Below are 17,468 nucleotides of genomic sequence, written 5' to 3'. Positions count from 1 at the left end.
AGGACACTGCGATGGCCCACTCCCCTGATTCGATCATCACCACCGAGCTGATCAGCCTCGATACCGACCTCGGCACCGCCAAGGAGACGGTGATCGCGACACTCGCACAGCGACTCACCGACAATGGGCGGGCTACCTCTGCCGAGACATTGCGTGATGCGGCGCTGGCGCGCGAAGCACAGTCCGCGACAGGGCTTCCCGGCGGGATTGCGATTCCACATTGCCGGAATGCGGCGGTGACCAGTGCGTCGCTCGGGTTCGCTCGGCTGGAACCCGCGGTGGATTTCGGTGCTGCTGACGGGCCCGCCGATCTCGTATTCCTCATTGCCGCGCCGGAAGGTGCCGGGGCCGAGCATATGAAGTTGTTGTCGAGTTTGGCTCGGGCGCTTGTTCGGCCGGAGTTCGTGGGTTCGTTGCGGGGTGCCGCGAGCGCTGATGAGGTGGTTTCGCTGATTACGGATGTGCTTGCGCAGAAGCCTGCGATGACGCCCAAAATCCGTGCAGTGGAGTCTGTTTCGAGTGACGCCGCTTCGAACGGTACCGCCGCGAACGGCGCCCTTACGCAGGCCCCATCCGGCAGCGCACCGACGCCCGACGCAGCTCCGAATGGCACTCCCCCGTCGGCAGCCGCTCCGATCGGCGCACCCGCACAGGAACCGGGTTCGAACCGTACTTCCACAGACGTGGCCGTTTCGAACGGCGCATCCGCGTCCCGAGCGGCTTCAAAGGGCACCACACCCGCACGCGAAGCGAATTCGAACAGCACACCTTCGGCAGCGGCCGGACTCGACAGCTCGACAACACCTGCGCCCGACGGCGTTTCGGCCGACGCACCGGCCGGGCAAACAATCGTCGCGGTCACGGCTTGTCCGACGGGTATCGCCCACACCTACATGGCCGCCGACTCGCTCGTCGCCGCCGGTGACCGTGCGGGCGTCACGGTGCACGTCGAGACCCAGGGTTCCAGCGGTAGCACCCCGCTGAGCTCCGAAACCATCGCCGCCGCGAGCGCGGTCATCTTCGCCACCGACGTGGGTGTGCGCGGCCGTGAACGGTTCGCGGGCAAGCCCGTAGTCGAGTCCGGGGTCAAGCGCGCGATCAACGAGCCCGACACCATGGTCGCCGACGCACTGCGCGCCGCGCTCGATCCCACGGCGGCGACGGTCGCGGGATCCGCACCCTCCGAGGGTGTTTCGGCACCGGCGGCACTCGGCTGGGGCACCCGGCTGCGCCAGATTCTGCTCACCGGCGTCAGCTATATGATCCCGTTCGTCGCTGCGGGCGGTCTGCTCATCGCGCTCGGATTCCTTTTCGGCGGCTACGAAATCGCCGACCACGCCAAGAAAATCGTGCTCGACAACTCGCTGACGGCGCTACCCGACGGCGGCCTGCCGACCTATCTCGGCGCGGTGCTGTTCCAATTGGGTTCGCTCGCATTCAGCTTCCTGGTACCGGCCCTCGCCGGATATATCGCCTTCGCCATCGCCGACCGACCGGGTCTCGCACCGGGATTCACCGCCGGTGCGGTGGCCGTATTCGTCGGTGCCGGATTCCTCGGCGGCCTCATCGGTGGTCTGATCGCCGGATTCGCCGCGCTCTGGGTGGCGAAACTGCCTGCCCCGCAATGGGCGCGCGGACTCATGCCGGTCGTGGTCATCCCGCTGGTCGCCTCGCTGATAGTCGGCGCGTCGATGTTCATCTTCCTCGGCAAACCGCTCGCCGCGATCACCAGCGGACTCACCAACTGGCTCAACAGCCTCACCGGCACCTCGGCCCTCGCCCTCGGCGCCATCCTCGGCCTGATGATGTGCTTCGACCTCGGCGGCCCGGTCAACAAAGCCGCGTATTCCTTCGCCGTAGCCGGACTGTCGGTCACCGATCCTGCCTCGCTGCGCATCATGGCCGCCGTCATGGCCGCGGGCATGGTCCCGCCGCTGGCCATGGCACTGGCCACGGTCCTGCGCCCCCGCCTGTTCACCACCGCCGAACGCGAAAATGGTAAGGCCGCATGGCTTCTCGGCGCCTCGTTCATCTCCGAAGGCGCGATCCCCTTCGCCGCCGCCGACCCGCTGCGCGTGATTCCGTCGATGATGGCCGGTGGCGCGGCCACCGGTGCGCTGATCATGGCCACCGGAACCACCCTGAGCGCACCGCACGGCGGCATCTTCGTCTTCTTCGCCGTCGGCCACATCGTCTGGTTCCTCGCCGCCCTCGTCGCGGGCACCGCCGTCGCCTCCCTCTGCGTCACCGCCGCCAAGGAATTCATCAAGCCACGCACCCCCGCCCTCGCCACCGCCTGACCCCGCTCACCCAAGGAGAATCACCCCATGGCCAGCACCACCGTCACCGTCGCCTCCGCCATCGGCCTGCACGCGCGCCCCGCCAACATCATCGCCGAAACCGTCACCGACTCCGGCGCCGAAGTCACCCTGTCCCTCGTCGACGGCGACCCGGTAGACGCCGGTTCGGCCCTCATGATCATGACCCTCGGCGCGGCCTGCGGCACCGACGTAGTCGTCACCAGCGACGACCCCAACGCCCTCGACCTCGTCGCGAAACTCGTCGCCACCGATCTCGACGCCTGAGCAGACAGGGCGTTCGTTCCGATCCCCTCACCCCAGCGAACCCGCAAGCAAGATCACGTAGCTGCCCCCGAAGTCCCGCTGCCCCACGCTGATCGGATCAAGATCAGGTGGAAGCTGTGGCGGCATCGCCCGAGTAGCAAGTTACCTCAGTTCCACCTGATCTTGATCGCTCCTCACGCATCGTCACCTCGGTCAGTGATCGTGTGGTGGGCTGTCCGATCCGGTCGTTGTGCCAGATGGCGGTGGTCAGGACGAGAATGCGCTACAGGACTTCGCCCGGGTGCATGCGGCACAGATGGTGCGGATTTGGATCTGCCACGGGTTGGTCTAGGGTGCTGATGTTCGCAATCAGGATGCCACTTCGCGCGGTCAATTGGAGCGCGTCATCAGGGGCAGAACGGAGTCTGCAATGCAAACGAGTGTGCTGCTCGGCAAACTCAACCAGATCTTGGGTCAGCCTGTGCGACAGGACGAGGCCGGCCAGGTGGCACAGATCGGTCGGGAATGGGGAGTCCGTTTTCCCTCAGACTTCGTTGAGGTGGCGGGAGCATATGGGCACACCATGATCGGAGAGTTCATCTTCCTTGCTGGAGCATCGAGCATCAGTTCCTACGCCGAAGAGATGGGAAAGCACATGGATGAGAACCCGACCGTCCCCTGCACGGTATTGCCGACCCCAGGTGGTGCACTCCTGTGGGGCAACACGATCGAAGGCGATCAGCTTTTCTTGCGGCACCAAGATGATGAACGCTGGACGGTGTCGGCCTTCCGCCGAAACCATCACGACTGGCTCGATACTGATCACGAGTTCGGTGAATGGTTCGTCGGCGTGCTGTCTGGCGAGTTGGAGACAACTTGGATGCCTGAGTGGCCGCCGTTCCCTTTGGATGTGGAGGTCTGAGGTTCACACCCACCCCCTTGATTAGTGGTCGTAGGCGGTCAGTGACCCCGGCGATGGTGCGCCCGCCGTGGCGTTCCGGATCGAGCTGGGCTTTGATGTCATTGCTCACAACCTTGATCTTTCGGCACCATCACCCACGTTCACCTCGAACACGGTTCCCCAGCAACAACTTTCACGCTGTACCGGACACAACGGCCATCCTCGCCGGCAACCAACCACCATGTGGTGCGCGGCGCAGCCGCGCACCACATCCCTCGGAATCAATCGTCTAGTTCGGTTCAAGTGTGCTTCGACGGCGGGAAGAGCTGATCTGATGGCACTGCGGATTCCATGCGGCGGTTGTGCACGGTCGGTCCGGCTATCGCGTCGATCATTTCGCCGTCGGTAGTTGCCGAATTCGCCAGCACGGCACCCGCGCTCGCGGCCAGAGCGCTCTGGAGGATTGTTTGCGGTTCACGTCCCGGTCATCCGAGAGTTGCCGATGACGGGTGAACCCCGGTTCGGCATCTGTCCCTACATTCAGAACCGCTCGAAGAGCCGCACGGTAGTGCTTTCGCGGCCACGTTGTTTCGCCTCGCTCCCAATGCCGACGTGCCGTTCGTCGACGGCACCTCGCTTTCTGGTCGCCCGGAAAACGTCCGTGCCGTTGTAGTACCAGTCCCTCGTCCAGCTCCGACGAGGGAGTTGTTCTGCCCTATGCGGCGCAGAATTCGTTGCCTTCCGGGTCGCGCATGATCCACCAGTGACCGGCGGGGCCCTTGTCGAATTCGCGGATGCGGGTTGCTCCCAGCGCTTCCAACCGGGCGACGAGTGCGTCGAGGGTACCGGGCTCGCTGTGCACGTCGATGTGCAGGCGGTTCTTGCCGGATTTGTCTTCGGGCACGTCTTGGAAGAGCAGACGCCTGCCTTGGCCGACACCGCTGGTCGGGTCGAACGGGTCGTCGGGGTGGCGGATGGCGGCGTAGCCGCGGAAGGTCTTGCGGCCGTGATGTTCGACGACCGCGTCAGCGGTGAGCTGACCGGCGGACAGTAGTTGCTCGACGAGGACGCTCGGGTCCTCTACCTCGTACTCCAGCGCCGCGGCCCAGAAGTCGGCGAGAGCGGGAGCGTTTCTGGTGTCGATGACCAGTTTCCAGTTCAAAGCCACGGGCGGAACCTACCGCAACCCGGCCCGGCCCGGCCCGGCCCGGTGAGATGCCGTTGAAAGTGCCGTGAAACGCGCGCGAGAAAGGATTCATGCCGTCCGCCACCGAGGTATTCGCAGCGGCAGTGAGGGATTCCGTCGAATCACTCGGCTCGACCGTGTTACCCGATCGGTGGTCGGAGATGAAGTGGCAACGAGGACAACGGAAGTACGGAGAAACAAATGAAGCGCTCGATCACCACTTTTGCCGCGGTACGGATGGCCGCGGTGGCCTTGGCCGCATCCGCCGTCACCAGCATGGTCGGTGCGGCCGGCTCCGCACACGCCGAGTTCGCCTACTGGCTGATGTACAACCGGGGTAACGGTCTGTGCATGACTACCCAGGACGACCCCAATAACGGGATCACCGGCACTGCTCGGTTCGCCCCGTGCGATGCCAATGATCGGCGCCAGTGGTGGCTGCGCGCGACGACCAGTCCGGACACAGTCGCCTTCAGCACCTACGAAGTGAACTCGAAGGGCCAACATCGGTGCATCGAAAACGCTTCGGGCGGATGGGGTTTGGCCTTCCTCGCCATCTGCGAAACCGGCAGCTACCGACAGGACTTCACCCTCGAATACGTCACTTTCCCCGATGGCACGGGCACCACGGTCTACAAGGCCGCGTACGACAGTCGTCGACTCAGTGTTCCCTACGCCGCGGGCACGTCCTACGTCACTATTCGCGACGATTTCGCAAACGAAGATCCGCGCATGCAGTGGGACCGGCTGCCCACGCCATGAGACCGGGCGCGAGATCATGCGAAGCGCTGCGATCGGGTGGACGTTTCCGGGACGATGAGAATCATGAGCGCAAGGACACTCGATCAACTCCGGAAGGACCTGCAAGAGTATGCGCGCCTGGCCGAGGTTCGCTACGACCCCGCGATCGCGGATCCGGTACTGGAAACGCTAGCTGAGCTGTGGACCAACTCTGTCGTGGGCGTGCGCACCATTACGCATCCGGTGCCCGAGCGCGAGGTCAACGCCAGGGTGATGCACCCGGGCGAGCCGACGGAGCTCATCGAGAAACTGCGTGGCGCAGGACTTCTCACCTACACCGGCCATCCGATGGAGCAGTTGCTCGCCGAGATCGCGGCCGAGGTGCCGGTCAGCTCGGGTGTCGACCTCGCACTCGCCGGTGGGGTGCAGAAGATCTGGCTGGTCTTTCCCGAATTGCTCAGCGTGGAGCGGATTCTCGGCTTCTCCGGAATTCCCGAGTCGGCACGTGCGCACGCCGACCACCTATCCCGCTATGGCGGCCGAATCGGGATTCTCGCAGTAGATTTCGACGCCCGCACGATGAACCTCTACTCGAATGTCTTCGAGCCCGGCCATCTCGCGCCCGCGGATATCACCGGGATCCTGGCCGAACTCGACTTCACCGCACCGACCGACACCGAACTGGCCTTACTCGCCCGCACCTTCAACCTCTACCGCACATTCTCCTGGACCTCATCGCACATGGAGCGCATCTGCTTCCCGGTGCGCTGCGAACCATCGAGCTTCCCAACCCATCTCGACCCGGTCCTGGCCCGTTTCGTCGCCGAAGCACCCTTCGCCGACCTCGACACCCGCGGCTTCGTCTTCTACGCCGCCTACGGCCCGACCAACCGCTACTACAAAGTCCAGGCCGAATACGCAGGTGTCCGCGTCGCCACCTTCCCAGGCGGAATTGCACCCCGCCCCACCTGACGACCGTCGCGGGAGTGTTGCGGGGGACCCACTCAGCCCGGTAAATCCAATGCACCGCGCGCACCGGCGGCGGCCGTCACGTCTGGGGGCACTGCAATGGAATTACTCATCGAACTCGTGCCCGGCCTGATCATCACCGTGGCGGTGTTCATGGCATTTGCGGCGGTTCGCCGCACGCTCGGACTCCCGCGCGCATGAACCAGCGGGCTGACGGCGAAGGGGCGCTGCCTGAAGGTGTTCACGAAGACCAGTGGCGGCCACGGGAACACGAGTGTGCACCATGTCTACGACTTCACCGCACGTGACAGTCGCGTGGTCCGCTTCGAGGAACAGGGCGGACCCGACCAGGCTCGAGGGCGATGTCGTGACCGTGTACTACAGTTCATCGCGGTCGTCATCGGTTTCTGTGTCGGCGTGATGGGCTACGTCCCGGTGGGCAACTTGTAGCCCCGCACTTCATCGGACGGCAGCTCGTCTTGCTCTGTTAACCCGATTCCGCTACGGTCCCGCGCTCGTGGGAACAAGCGCGGTAACCGATTCACGAAGAGACAGACTTGTTTGGGTGGCGGTGACCGCGATCGGGGTGATCGCCGGATATCTGGCGGTATTGCTGGCGAACGCCAGGCATTACTACACCGACGACACCGAAGCGCAGTACGCGCCCATGTGGGTCGAACTCGGAACGCGGCTGCGGGAGGGGCGTTTTCCCGCGCTCGTACCCACGGAATGGATGTCGGGCAATTACTCCCTGGAAGAGGCCGGGTTGTACAACCCGCCCCAGCTGCTGATCTATCTGCTCGCCCCATCGATGGATAACCTCGCGGTGTATGCAACGGCGGTCAAGCTGGTTTTCTCGATAATCGCGGCCCTCGGCGTATTTCGTATCTGCATGGCCTACGGCGCGAGGTCCCAGTGGGCGGCGGTCGCCGGTGTCGCGTTTCCATTGAGCGGCTGGTTCCTGTTCTTCGACCAAGCCAGCTGGATGACCTCGCATACCGGCACCGCATGGTTGGTGCACGCGTGGGCATCGGCGGTGCACTACGCGCGCGGCCGCAGCGGACCGATACCGGTCTTCATCTTCCTGTACCTGGCACTGACCATCCAATATGCCTTTCCCGCAGTCGAATCCGGATTGATGATCGCGATGGTCGCAATCGGCGAGATCATCTATCAACGACGCTGGGTGCCCTCGGCGCGACTCGCACTGGCGGCCGGTTGCGCTGTACTCGCCGCCGCGGCGGCCAACCTGCCCGGAATTCTGTCCTCGCAGGCGACCTGGCGTGGCAGCGCACACATCCACAATGATCCATTCCTGACGGTGCCGTGGTCCGAGTCGTTGAACGCCAGCCTGCCCAGCACCACACCGGCATTCACCGCGTGGTGGGGGCACGTCCAGCCGTTGCCGATGGTCTACATCGCGTGGTTCCTGATTCCGGCGCTGGCCTTCATCGACTGGAAGGCAGCCGCGCAGGCGGCACGGGAACTCAGCGGCGTCGCGTTGTTCGCGACCGCGGTGCTGATGTGGACCGCGGGACCCGGCGCGATCGGCCCGCTGCGCTGGCCCGCCAGGGTGCTGCCGATGCTCGCCATCGCGCTGCTCGTGCTGGTGTGTGTACTGCTCAGTCGCTACGGCAGTTTCGCGTCGTGGCAGCGTCGTGGCACCGCCGCCGCCGTCTTGTTCGGGCTGCTGTTCGCGCGGTCCGTCTCGGCCGCGCCCGCGCTGGTGGTGCGGCATCTGCTCGCCGTCGTAGTAGTCGCCGCGATCGGCGCGGTGGTGGTGTGGCTCGCCTACACCAGGCACACCGCGCTGGCCTGCGGGCTGTCCATCGCGGCGATGTTCCCGATCGCCTACGCCCAGGTGCGTGGCGCGCCGCCGACCCCGATGTCCTACGACTTCCCGGAGCGACGTTCGGCGATGGCCGCCGCCTTCCCCGACTTCGACGGCGTCACACTGCAACTCGCCGATCGGGTGCTGGTGCGGCCGGAGGACCGAAGCCTGTCCGGCGCGTATGGATCGCTGGCCATCGGCAGCTACGCCAAGAACGTCGGCCTCGACTACGTCACCGGCTACACCCCTATCGGCCACGCCGCGTTCAGCGCGCTGCTGTGCCTCGCCTGGGACGGCAGCACCTGTCCGGACGCCTACCGCCGCGCCTTCGCCATCGAACCGTCAACGGGCAGAATGATTGTCGACCTGATGAAGGTGGATCGGGTTGTGCTGCAACGCGCGCAGTATCCCGACGAGCGCGACCGGCCCGCGCCATCCGGCTGGAAGTGGGTCGACTACCCGGGCCACGAACGCTTCATCTGGGTGCTCGAGCGGGAAAACGGTCTGCTGTCCACGCGCAATGGCGTGGTCGCCGACGCCAGAGGCGTCTTTGCCTCGTCCGCAACGAGAGACGATCTGACAAACCATATCCGGGTCACCTCGGTCGAGGGCGGCCGAGTGGTCTTCGCCCGGCTCGCCTGGCCCGGTTATCGAATCACGCTGAACGGCAGCGAAATACCGGCGCGCGAGGTCGCGGGCAGCTTCCTTGCCGCCGACATCCCCGCGGGCACCATAGCTGCCGACCTCACCGTCAGCTGGCGCCCGCCGGGTTGGGAAATCAGCACCGCGACTACGGCGGGCGGCCTCGCCGGAATCGGTCTGCTCCAGTTGACCCATCAGCGCCTGCGCCGCCGCGACGCGGTCACCGCGACCGACCGGTCCGCAGCCGAGGACCGACAACTGGTCACAGCCAGCGTGTGACCTTACGTCATCGGCATCCACGAACACAGACCTGCTCCCGAATCGGTCGCAGTTCTCGGCCCTCAGCTCGCGATCTCGGTGATCTCGCGGTGCGGGTGCAGGCTGCGGAACTTGCTGCCGTGGAAGATCAGTGGTTCGGCGTCGGCGCGGGCGGCGAGGCGGTTGATACGCAGGATGACCACCGTATGGTCGCCCGCGGGGACGCGGGCTTCGATCGCACCCTCGATCCACGCCGTCGCACCATCGATGAAGATCGCGTCGGCCGCGCCACGGTGCACATCCACATTGTGGAAGCGGTTGCCGTTGCGGTTGCTCAGTGCCCGAGCCGCGGGCTCCTGATCGGTGCCGAGCAGGCTCAGACCGAGGTGTGTCGCGGTATCCAGTTTCGGCCAGGTCGCCGAGCTGTTCTGCACGCAGAACGATACCAGCGGCGGGTCCAGCGAGACCGGAACGAAAGTGCTCACCGCCAAACCGTGTGGCGTACCCTCGATTTCGGCACATACCGCGACGACACCGCTGGGAAAGCTGGCGAAGACACGACGTAGGCCGGAGCCGTCGGACGGAAATTCGAAGAGCTCATGCATGATCGGCCGCTTTCGAGGCGAGAGCCGCGGCGACCGGGCGCCAGCGTTCCGTGTAGCGCTCGATGGCGCCGTCTTCCTGAAATGTGCTGTCCGACAGGTAGAGACCGGGCAGCGCCGCCGTCGCGCCGAGTTCGACCAGTACCGGCTTGAGCAGCAGATCCGGGGCGAGCGCGTGTGCCGGGCCCGCGCCGAGCATGAGCGGGACCACCACCACATCGGCCAGTCCGGTACCGCCCTCGAACTGTTCGAGGAACAGCTTCAACAGACCGGTGTAGGTGGCTTTGTAGGTGGGACTCGCGAAGACCACCAGATCCGAATCAACCACTGTGCGAACGGCGGCCGCGACCTCGGGATCACCCCAGGACAGCAGGCTTGCGCCGAAGGAGACCAGATCGATCACCTCCGGTTCCACGTCCGGACGGAATCCCGCGGCGACCAACCGCGCCGCGGTCAGGGTACGAGAGGCGGGCTTCGGATTCCCGACGACGACCGTAACTGTCACTTCCGTATCCTCTTCTCGCTCGATCAGATCACGCCGTGCAACGGTGGCGCGGTGTCGTGCAGTAAGGCCCGGCCGATGTGTTGATATTTCCACCGGACCGGGTCGTGCAACGTGTGGGTTCGGGCATTGCGCCAGAAGTGGTGCAGGTTCAGATCCGCTGCGGCACTGCGTGTTCCGCCGACCTCGAACAATGCGGCCGAAACCTCGTTGGCCGCGCGATCGGCGAGCACCTTGGCGGTGGCCACGGCAAGCGATGCGGGAGCGACGGATTCGGCGTCACGGATCGCGGCGTCGACGGCCACACCGGCGGCGGTGAGCGTGGCCTCGGCGGAAGTCACCGTTACCGACAGCTCACCGAAACGCTGGATCAGCAGCGGATCATCGATAGCCCTGTCGACACCGGCTTCGAACCACGGCCGACTCGACGTGCGCACGAATTCCGTTGCCGCACCGAGTGCACCACGGGCGATGCCGGTGTCGATCGCGGCATGCAGCAGTTGCGCGAAGGCGCCGTATCCGGTTGGCGCATGCACCGCCGCCGAGCGGGCGATCAATTGATCCGGTTCGACGGCGACCTCAGCGAATTCTACGGTCCCGCTGCCGGTGGTGCGCTGGCCGATGCCGTTCCAGTCGTCGATGATTCGCACGCCCGGAGTATCAGCCGGTAGATACGCGATGTACTCCCCCGCAGGCCGTCCACTGCGTCCCTCCGGATCGTCGAGCCGGGTGAGCACCGCGAGCAGATCCGCGAAAAGTGAACCTGTACAGTAGAACTTGACGCCATCGATGCGGAAGCGATCGCCCACCGGCCGCACCGTCGTCGCGATATCGGCGACAGTCGCAGTGCCTCGTTCGGACTGCGCATTGGCAATCCGAGCACCCGCCGATATCTGCCCGAAGTAGCGCGCCTGCTGATCAACGGCACCCGCCAACCGCAACAGGTTCAGGTACACGAAGTGGCTGTGTGGAATCTGCGCGATATTCGGATCGGCGGCCGCCAGAATCCGCACCACCTCCGCCACCGCACTCGGCGGCAGATCCGCGCCCCCGAATTCGGCGGGCACGGTGATCGCGAGCAATCCACTCGACGCGAGTCGATCCACCTCGGCGAAGGGCAGCTCACGGCCGCGATCACGCGCCGCCGCCCCGACGGCGAACTCCGAAGCGAGCTGTGCCGCAACTGAATACGCGTGTGCTGCGGATTCGATCCGGTCGGCGACGACGGCGGTCATCAGTTCCCCACAGCGGCGGGTGTGCGTGCGGCTTCCAGTTCGCGGACCAGCGGCAGCACCTTCGCGCCGAAGTATTCGACCTCCTCCTGGAAATGCAGGAAACCGGCCAGAATCAGGTCGACACCGAGTTCCTTGTAGGCGACGATGCGCTCGGCGACCTGTTCGGGTGTGCCGATCAGCTTGGTGCGGAATCCGTCGTTGTACTGCACGAGATCTTCGAACGTCGAATCCGCCCACATCCCCTTGCGGTCCTTCGTGGACGCACCGGCCTGTTGCACCGCGTCCCGGAAACCTTCCACCGCGGGCTTATTCGCCTTCTCGATGATTTCGCGCAGCGTATCGTGCGCTTCCTTCTCGGTGTCGCGGGCGATGATGAAGCCGTTCAGACCGAATTTGACCTCACGCTGGTTCGCCTGGGCGATGCTGCGCAGCTCATCCAATTGTTCGGTGACACCGTTGAAATCCTTGCCGTTGGAGAAGTACCAGTCGGCGTAGCGACCACCATTGCGGCGCGCCGCCGTCGAGTTCCCACCCTGGAACAGTTCGGGATTCGGACGCTCGGGGGTGTTCAGCGGCTTGGGCTTCAGCGTGAAATCGCGGATACGGTAGAAATCGCCGCCGTAGTTGACATCATCCTCTGTCCAGATCTTGCGGATCACCTCGAGGAATTCGGCGCTGCGCCGGTACCGTTCGTCGTGCTCGAGCCACGGCTCGCCGAGTGCGGTGAATTCCCCTGCGAACCAACCGGATACGACGTTGATGGCGAAGCGGCCATTGGAGAGATGGTCGGCGGTGGCGCCGAATTTGGCCAGCACGGCCGGATGCCAGAGTCCGGGATGGATCGCGGCGATCACCTTCAGCCGCTCGGTGGCACCGAGCAGCGCGAGGCTGAACGAAGTCGACTCGTGCTGGTATTCCGCACCGTAGGAGGCGGTGTAGCGGACCTGGGACAGCGCGTAATCGAAACCGTTGTTCTCCGCGGTTTGCGCCAACTTCTTGTTGTATTCGAAGTCCCAACTGGTGCGCTGTTCGATATCGCTGGTGACCAGCCCCCCGCTGACATTCGGCACCCAGTAGGCGAACCGGATCTGATCGGCGATGTGCTCTGTGGTCATGCTTACTCCATTGGTGTCGGGGAACCGTCTATCGCCAGGAAGGGGCGCACCATGCGCCCCTTCCACTCCAGCACCGCAAGCCCACCGGCAGGAGGGTTTGAATCTGTGCGATCGGATGGGTGTAGCGATCAGACCTCGGCGAGGCTGTATCCGGATCGACTGAACCGACCGGCCGGCGAGAACCGTCCGAGCAGTGCCGGCGCATCCTCGCCGGTGACCTGGGTGATGAATTCGGCGGCCGCGTCGAGCGAATCGACACCGAGGAACGGTTGCGGGCGGTGCAGCAGCCCGACGAGCGCACTCGCGAAGCGCGAATCGACCGCGGCGGCGGCGAAGAGTTGATTACCGATATCCGCAAATTCCGGATCGCCGAGGAACAATCGGGTGACCCTATTCGCCGCATCACCGCGCGCGGCCAGGAATGCCGCGTACTGCGCGTTGATCCAGTCCTCGTCGAACGGACCCTCGTGCACGGCGGCCGCCGCGACCAGGCGCTGCGCCTGGATCAGACCGCTCTGCGCACCCTGGCCCGCGATCGGGTCGTAGGCAGCCGAGGTGTCGCCGAGCGAGGCAACCACATGGCCACCTGCGGTGCGCCCGACACCGGACCGGACCACCGGCCGGACCGCGCCCTTGAGCCAGGAATGCGGATCCTCGGCGATCACCCGGGTTTCGAGCACCTCGGGCAGATCCCAATCGATGAAATCGCGGTACAAATCCTGCACGATCCGATGCGCCGATTCGGCCGAATCCGCTGCGGCGAACCGACTTTCCCATTCGCTGCCCGGCCGCGCCCAGCCGAGGAACGCCCAGCTCGGGCCCGCATCCTTGTGCAGGTACGGTCCCCACCAGCCCTCGCCCTGGTCGGCGAAGATGGAGAAGCCGCTGTGCGCGCCACCGGCCCGGCTGCGGTGCGCGAAAACGCTTTCGTCGTGGCCGATTCCGGTCACGGTGACGGTGAGCAGCGACCGTTGGGGTGCGTCATAAGGGGTGCGCGCCTGATCGACCGCGAACAGGTCGGACAGGCCGCCGCGTCCGGTGGCGACCAGGGTGAGATCGGCAGCCGCGGCAATGGCGTCGAGTTTGTCGGGCGTCACCTGCTCGACGACGAAACGTCCGCCGCGTTCCAGAAATGCGGTCAGCCGTTCGTCGGCCTTCAAACGGGTATCGACCGCAACCCCGACATATCCGTCGAAATGACCGTCGAATTGGATCAATTCCTCGCGCTCGGGGCCGGCGATGCGCACGCTGAGCCCGGTATGCCGGGGTGCGCGGCCGGTGTAAGTATCCAGACCGAGTGCGGATTCGGCTTGTTGGGTCTCCCCGAATTCGAGTGCGGTACCGGTGGCCGGTACGTCGTCGCGCAACGATCGCTGATCGCGGTCGCTGTAGAGCGTGACGTCGAATCCGGCGTCGAGTAATCCTAGTGCCGCAGTGACGCCGGTTTGACCGGCGCCGATAACCGCGGCCGAACGTGTGGAGCGGGAATTCTGCGATGTCATGCCAATCATCGTCCGTCCACGGACGCGATGGTTGCAGTGTTGCGATCATCGAGAATCAATGGGGTGACCAGGAATTCACGATCGCGCCGAACGCGACCGATCGTGGCTGTCCTAGTATCCAGCCATGTCGTTCACTGTTTCCCAACTGACCGGTGACCGGTCCGAACAGTACCGTCAACTCGTCGCACAGGCCGAGGCGCTGGTCGCGGGCGAGACCGACCGGATCGCGAATGCCGCGAATCTGGCCGCGCTCGTCTTCCACGCGCTCACCGAGGTGAATTGGGTCGGATTCTATTTCTACGACGGACAGGAATTGGTGGTCGGCCCGTTCCAGGGCAAACCGGCCTGCGTACGCATTGCCATCGGTAAGGGTGTCTGCGGTACCGCCGCCGATACCCGGGAAACGCAACTGGTGCCCGATGTGCAGGCATTTCCCGGCCATATCGCCTGCGATGCCGACACCCGCTCGGAAATCGTAGTTCCGCTGGTGCGTGACGATATCCTCGTCGGCGTCTTCGATCTCGACAGCCCGCAACCGAACCGCTTCGACGATATCGACAGGAAAGGCCTGGAGTCGATCGCCCAGGCCTTCCTGAATTCGCTCGATTAAGTGACTGTGACGGTGGCGCCCGGCCGCGATACGTCATCGGGCAAAGCCGTCGACAACGACCCACCGAGGCGATACCGCGCACCGCGGTGCTCCAGCGGCAGCCGATCTCCCTTGTCGAACAAGGCGTTTCGCAGGGTACCCGGTGTGTATTCCGTGGTGTAGGCGCCGCGTTCGGTAAGCACCGGAACCACATGGCGCACAATATCTTCGAAGCTGCCGGGAGTTATGGCATAGGCCAGGTTGAAGCCGTCCAGGTCGGTTTCGGCGACCCAGTCCTGCAGTTGGTCGGCGACAGTGACACCGGAGCCGACGAATACCGGGCCCATACCACCGATCCCGGCCCAGCGGCCGATATCGCGGACGGTCCATTCCCGGCCGTCGTCGTCGAATTCCTGGAAGGCGGCCACGGCGGACTGAATGGCATTGCTCTGCACTTGGCCGATGGGATCATCCAGGTCGTAGTTCGACAGATCGATGCCCATCCAGCCGGACATGAAGACCAGCCCGCCCTCGACGCTGGCATAGGACAGGTACTCCTCGTGTTTGGCGTGCGCCGCCTCGTCGGTGGAGTCGGTGATGATCGTGGCCAATGCGTATATGCGGGCCGAATACCGATCCCGGCCCGCTGCTTCGAGTGCATCACGAATGCGGGAAACAGTCTGTGCCAGAATCCGTTTCGAAGGCCCGGCGACGAAGATCGCCTCCGCGTTCTCGGCGGCGAAGCGCACACCGCGCGGCGACGCGCCCGCCTGGTAGATCACCGGCGTCCGCTGCGGCGACGGCTCCGAGAGATGGATGCCGGGCACTTGATAGTGCGTACCCCGATGGCCGATGTGATGCACCTTCGCCGGGTCGACGTAGATGCCTTGCGCGGCATCGCGAACCACCGCGTCGTCCTCCCAGGAGCCCTCCCACAGCTTGTACAGGACCTCCAGGTATTCGTCGGCCTGGTTGTAGCGCTCATCGTGGTCGAGCTGGTCGTCGGCCCCGAAATTGCGTGCGGCCGAAGGCAAATAGCCGGTCACCACATTCCAGCCGATGCGCCCGTTGGTGAGGTGATCGAGCGTGGAGAGCCGGCGCGCGAATGGATAGGGGTGCTCGAAGCCGGTGCCGGTGGTGATGCCGAAGCCCAGATGTTCGGTGACCGCGGCCATTGCCGAGACCAGCAGCAGCGGATCGGCCACCGGAATCTGAGCGCCCTGACGCAGCGCGGCAACATCGTTGCCACCGTATACGTCGTAGGTGCCGAGCACGTCGGCAATGAAGATGCCGTCGAAACGTCCCTGCTCCAACAGCTTTGCCAGTTCAGTCCAGTAGCTCAGTTCCTTGTACCGATGCGATTGGTCATCGGGATGTCGCCACAGACCGGGTGATTGGTGGGCGACGCAGTTCATGTCGAAGGCGTTGAAGCGAATGCGGCGCGTCACTGCTGGTCTCCCGTCGCGGGCTTGCGCTCGCCCGCACTCCAGGCGAACGGCAATTGGGTGCCGTTCAGCAGATAATCACCAATCGACCTGGCCTTTTGGATGGCCGGATTGTGCACCGAGATGGTGCGGGCGTTGCGCCAGTGCCGGTCCAGCCGCAGCCGCTCGGAGACAACCGATGCGCCGCCGACCTCGAACAGCAGTGTGGTGGCCGGCAATACGAGATCGATGACCGCGAGCTGTGCCTGTGCGGCGGCGAGTTCCGCTGCCACGATGGCGTCTTCGTCCTGCGCACCGCCCGCGAGCACCTTGTCGAGCACATCGGCGACGGCGAGCACGGTGGCCTCGGCGGCGAATGCGGCGGCGGAGAGCCGCCCGATCACCTGCTGCACCAACGGATCCTGGCGTGGCAGATCGGCGGCCGAATGGGTGTAGCCGCGGGTGCGCGCCGCTACCCACTCGCGGGCATCGCGCTCAGCTCGCTTCGCGATTCCGGCAAGTACCGACAGCTGGACCAACTGCAGGTAAGAGGTCGCGTAGGTCGGTCCCGGCGCGCCGTAGCCGGGTCCGAGAATGCGCTCGGGCTCGACCTTGACATCGGCGAATTCCGTTGTGCCGCTTGCGGTCAGCCGCTGGCCGAAGCCGTCCCAGTCGTCATGCTGGCGGACTCCGTCGGCATTCGCGTCGACGAGTACGCCCACCCGCTCACCGTCGCGATCGGCCGCCGCGAGGATGTAGTCCGCATAGAGCGAACCGGTGCTGTAGTACTTGGTGCCGTTGAGCAGCCACCGATCACCATCCTTCGTCAGCCGCGTGCGATAGTGGTCGACCGCGCCGATGCCCGGCTCGGTGATCGCATTGCCGACGAGCGTGCCCCCGGCCGCGGCGCGCAGCCAATGCGTACGATGCTCCCCCGGTTCGGCGAGCAACTGGTCCTCGACAAAGGAGAAGTGCACCCGCAGCGCCTGCGGCAGATTCGATTCGGCGGCGGCCAATTCGATGAGCAACCGGAACAGCTGTCGCACCGTGACGCCGTAGCCGCCGAATTCGACCGGCACCCGCAACGCACCGAATTTGGCCTCGCGCAGCCAGGCCACTTCCTCGAAAGGCAGCCGACGATCGATCTCGCGCTCGACCGCGCCCTGCGCGATGCGCTCGAAGATCGGCCCGAAGATCGCATCCAGGTCGGAGTCTGTGGTGGATTTCGCGTCGATGGATGTCATCACCCCACGATCGCGCGGTCCGACCGTCAGCTCACCAGTTAGATGCATCGCGATCGAAACACGCTGGTAGGGGTAAGAACCACACAGATTCCAACCGATGACAGAGCTCGGCGACGCTGGCAGCATCGCGATTGTCCATGCCTGAAAACGGCATCCGAACCGG

The 17,468-nt window shown here is 64.9% G+C and carries 16 protein-coding genes; 8 read left to right on the top strand and 8 right to left on the bottom strand.

The genetic code is table 11. The features are described 5' to 3' along the window. The first annotated feature begins 11 nt into the window (after nucleotides 1-11). From ON44_RS42905 to ON44_RS42895, 3 genes are all read left to right on the top strand, one after another. Nucleotides 12-2,300 (top strand): fructose-specific PTS transporter subunit EIIC, encoded by a 2,289-nt coding sequence (locus tag ON44_RS42905; RefSeq protein ID WP_040700881.1) that lies wholly within the window; start codon nucleotides 12-14, stop codon nucleotides 2,298-2,300. Between the two features lie 27 nt (nucleotides 2,301-2,327). Further along, entirely contained in the window at nucleotides 2,328-2,585 is a 258-nt protein-coding gene (locus ON44_RS42900; protein WP_040700880.1) for an HPr family phosphocarrier protein, read from the top strand. Nucleotides 2,586-2,994: 409 nt separating this feature from the next. Continuing rightward, the gene (locus tag ON44_RS42895; protein ID WP_085998730.1) at nucleotides 2,995-3,486 is read left to right on the top strand and encodes a hypothetical protein; all 492 of its coding nucleotides are present in this window, start codon (nucleotides 2,995-2,997) and stop codon (nucleotides 3,484-3,486) included. Between the two features lie 694 nt (nucleotides 3,487-4,180). On the opposite strand, the gene ON44_RS42890 is transcribed toward ON44_RS42895, so the two are convergent. Further along, nucleotides 4,181-4,633 (bottom strand): VOC family protein, encoded by a 453-nt coding sequence (locus tag ON44_RS42890; protein ID WP_040700878.1) that lies wholly within the window; start codon nucleotides 4,631-4,633, stop codon nucleotides 4,181-4,183. Nucleotides 4,634-4,852: 219 nt separating this feature from the next. Between ON44_RS42890 and ON44_RS42885 the strand changes: the two genes are divergently transcribed. From ON44_RS42885 to ON44_RS42870, 4 genes are all read left to right on the top strand, one after another. After that, on the top strand, nucleotides 4,853-5,413 hold the full coding sequence (locus tag ON44_RS42885; protein ID WP_040700877.1) for a ricin-type beta-trefoil lectin domain protein: 561 nt from the start codon (nucleotides 4,853-4,855) through the stop codon (nucleotides 5,411-5,413). Nucleotides 5,414-5,476: 63 nt separating this feature from the next. Next, on the top strand, nucleotides 5,477-6,364 hold the full coding sequence (locus ON44_RS42880) for an aromatic prenyltransferase (protein ID WP_040700876.1): 888 nt from the start codon (nucleotides 5,477-5,479) through the stop codon (nucleotides 6,362-6,364). Nucleotides 6,365-6,598: 234 nt separating this feature from the next. Next, nucleotides 6,599-6,811 carry a hypothetical protein gene (locus ON44_RS51160; RefSeq protein ID WP_051183305.1) on the top strand — a complete coding sequence of 71 codons (213 nt, stop codon included), beginning with the start codon at nucleotides 6,599-6,601 and terminating at the stop codon, nucleotides 6,809-6,811. A 115-nt stretch (nucleotides 6,812-6,926) separates the two neighbouring features. After that, nucleotides 6,927-9,113: a hypothetical protein gene (locus ON44_RS42870; protein ID WP_083898526.1), complete on the top strand. Its 2,187-nt coding sequence runs from the start codon at nucleotides 6,927-6,929 to the stop codon at nucleotides 9,111-9,113. A gap of 62 nt (nucleotides 9,114-9,175) precedes the next feature. On the opposite strand, the gene ON44_RS42865 is transcribed toward ON44_RS42870, so the two are convergent. From ON44_RS42865 to ON44_RS42845, 5 genes are all read right to left on the bottom strand, one after another. Beyond that, nucleotides 9,176-9,697: a flavin reductase family protein gene (locus tag ON44_RS42865; RefSeq protein ID WP_040700875.1), complete on the bottom strand. Its 522-nt coding sequence runs from the start codon at nucleotides 9,695-9,697 to the stop codon at nucleotides 9,176-9,178. After that, a complete protein-coding gene (locus ON44_RS42860; protein ID WP_040700874.1) occupies nucleotides 9,690-10,199 on the bottom strand; it encodes an NADPH-dependent FMN reductase in 510 nt (169 codons plus the stop codon). The genes ON44_RS42865 and ON44_RS42860 overlap by 8 nt, the downstream gene beginning before the upstream one ends. Before the next feature lie 23 nt (nucleotides 10,200-10,222). Then, on the bottom strand, nucleotides 10,223-11,431 hold the full coding sequence (locus ON44_RS42855; protein WP_040700873.1) for an SfnB family sulfur acquisition oxidoreductase: 1,209 nt from the start codon (nucleotides 11,429-11,431) through the stop codon (nucleotides 10,223-10,225). After that, a complete protein-coding gene (gene sfnG, locus ON44_RS42850) occupies nucleotides 11,431-12,546 on the bottom strand; it encodes a dimethylsulfone monooxygenase SfnG (RefSeq protein ID WP_040700872.1) in 1,116 nt (371 codons plus the stop codon). Before sfnG ends, ON44_RS42855 begins: the two co-directional genes overlap by 1 nt. 128 nt (nucleotides 12,547-12,674) lie before the next feature. Beyond that, complete coding sequence (locus ON44_RS42845; protein ID WP_040700924.1) at nucleotides 12,675-14,048, bottom strand: styrene monooxygenase/indole monooxygenase family protein; 1,374 nt, start codon at nucleotides 14,046-14,048, stop codon at nucleotides 12,675-12,677. A 124-nt stretch (nucleotides 14,049-14,172) separates the two neighbouring features. Between ON44_RS42845 and msrC the strand changes: the two genes are divergently transcribed. Further along, entirely contained in the window at nucleotides 14,173-14,658 is a 486-nt protein-coding gene (gene msrC / locus ON44_RS42840; RefSeq protein WP_040700871.1) for a free L-methionine (R)-S-oxide reductase MsrC, read from the top strand. On the opposite strand, the gene ON44_RS42835 is transcribed toward msrC, so the two are convergent. Together ON44_RS42835 and ON44_RS42830 are read right to left on the bottom strand one after the other, a co-directional pair. Continuing rightward, nucleotides 14,655-16,085 (bottom strand): LLM class flavin-dependent oxidoreductase, encoded by a 1,431-nt coding sequence (locus ON44_RS42835; protein ID WP_040700870.1) that lies wholly within the window; start codon nucleotides 16,083-16,085, stop codon nucleotides 14,655-14,657. The two genes, msrC and ON44_RS42835, sit on opposite strands and share 4 nt — an antisense overlap. Next, complete coding sequence (locus ON44_RS42830) at nucleotides 16,082-17,305, bottom strand: acyl-CoA dehydrogenase family protein (RefSeq protein ID WP_040700923.1); 1,224 nt, start codon at nucleotides 17,303-17,305, stop codon at nucleotides 16,082-16,084. Before ON44_RS42830 ends, ON44_RS42835 begins: the two co-directional genes overlap by 4 nt. Nucleotides 17,306-17,468: the final 163 nt, after the last annotated feature.

The sequence above is a fragment of the Nocardia vinacea NBRC 16497 genome, from assembly GCF_000308835.1.
GTDB lineage: Bacteria > Actinomycetota > Actinomycetes > Mycobacteriales > Mycobacteriaceae > Nocardia > Nocardia vinacea.
This window is presented reverse-complemented; position numbering and strand designations above follow the sequence as displayed.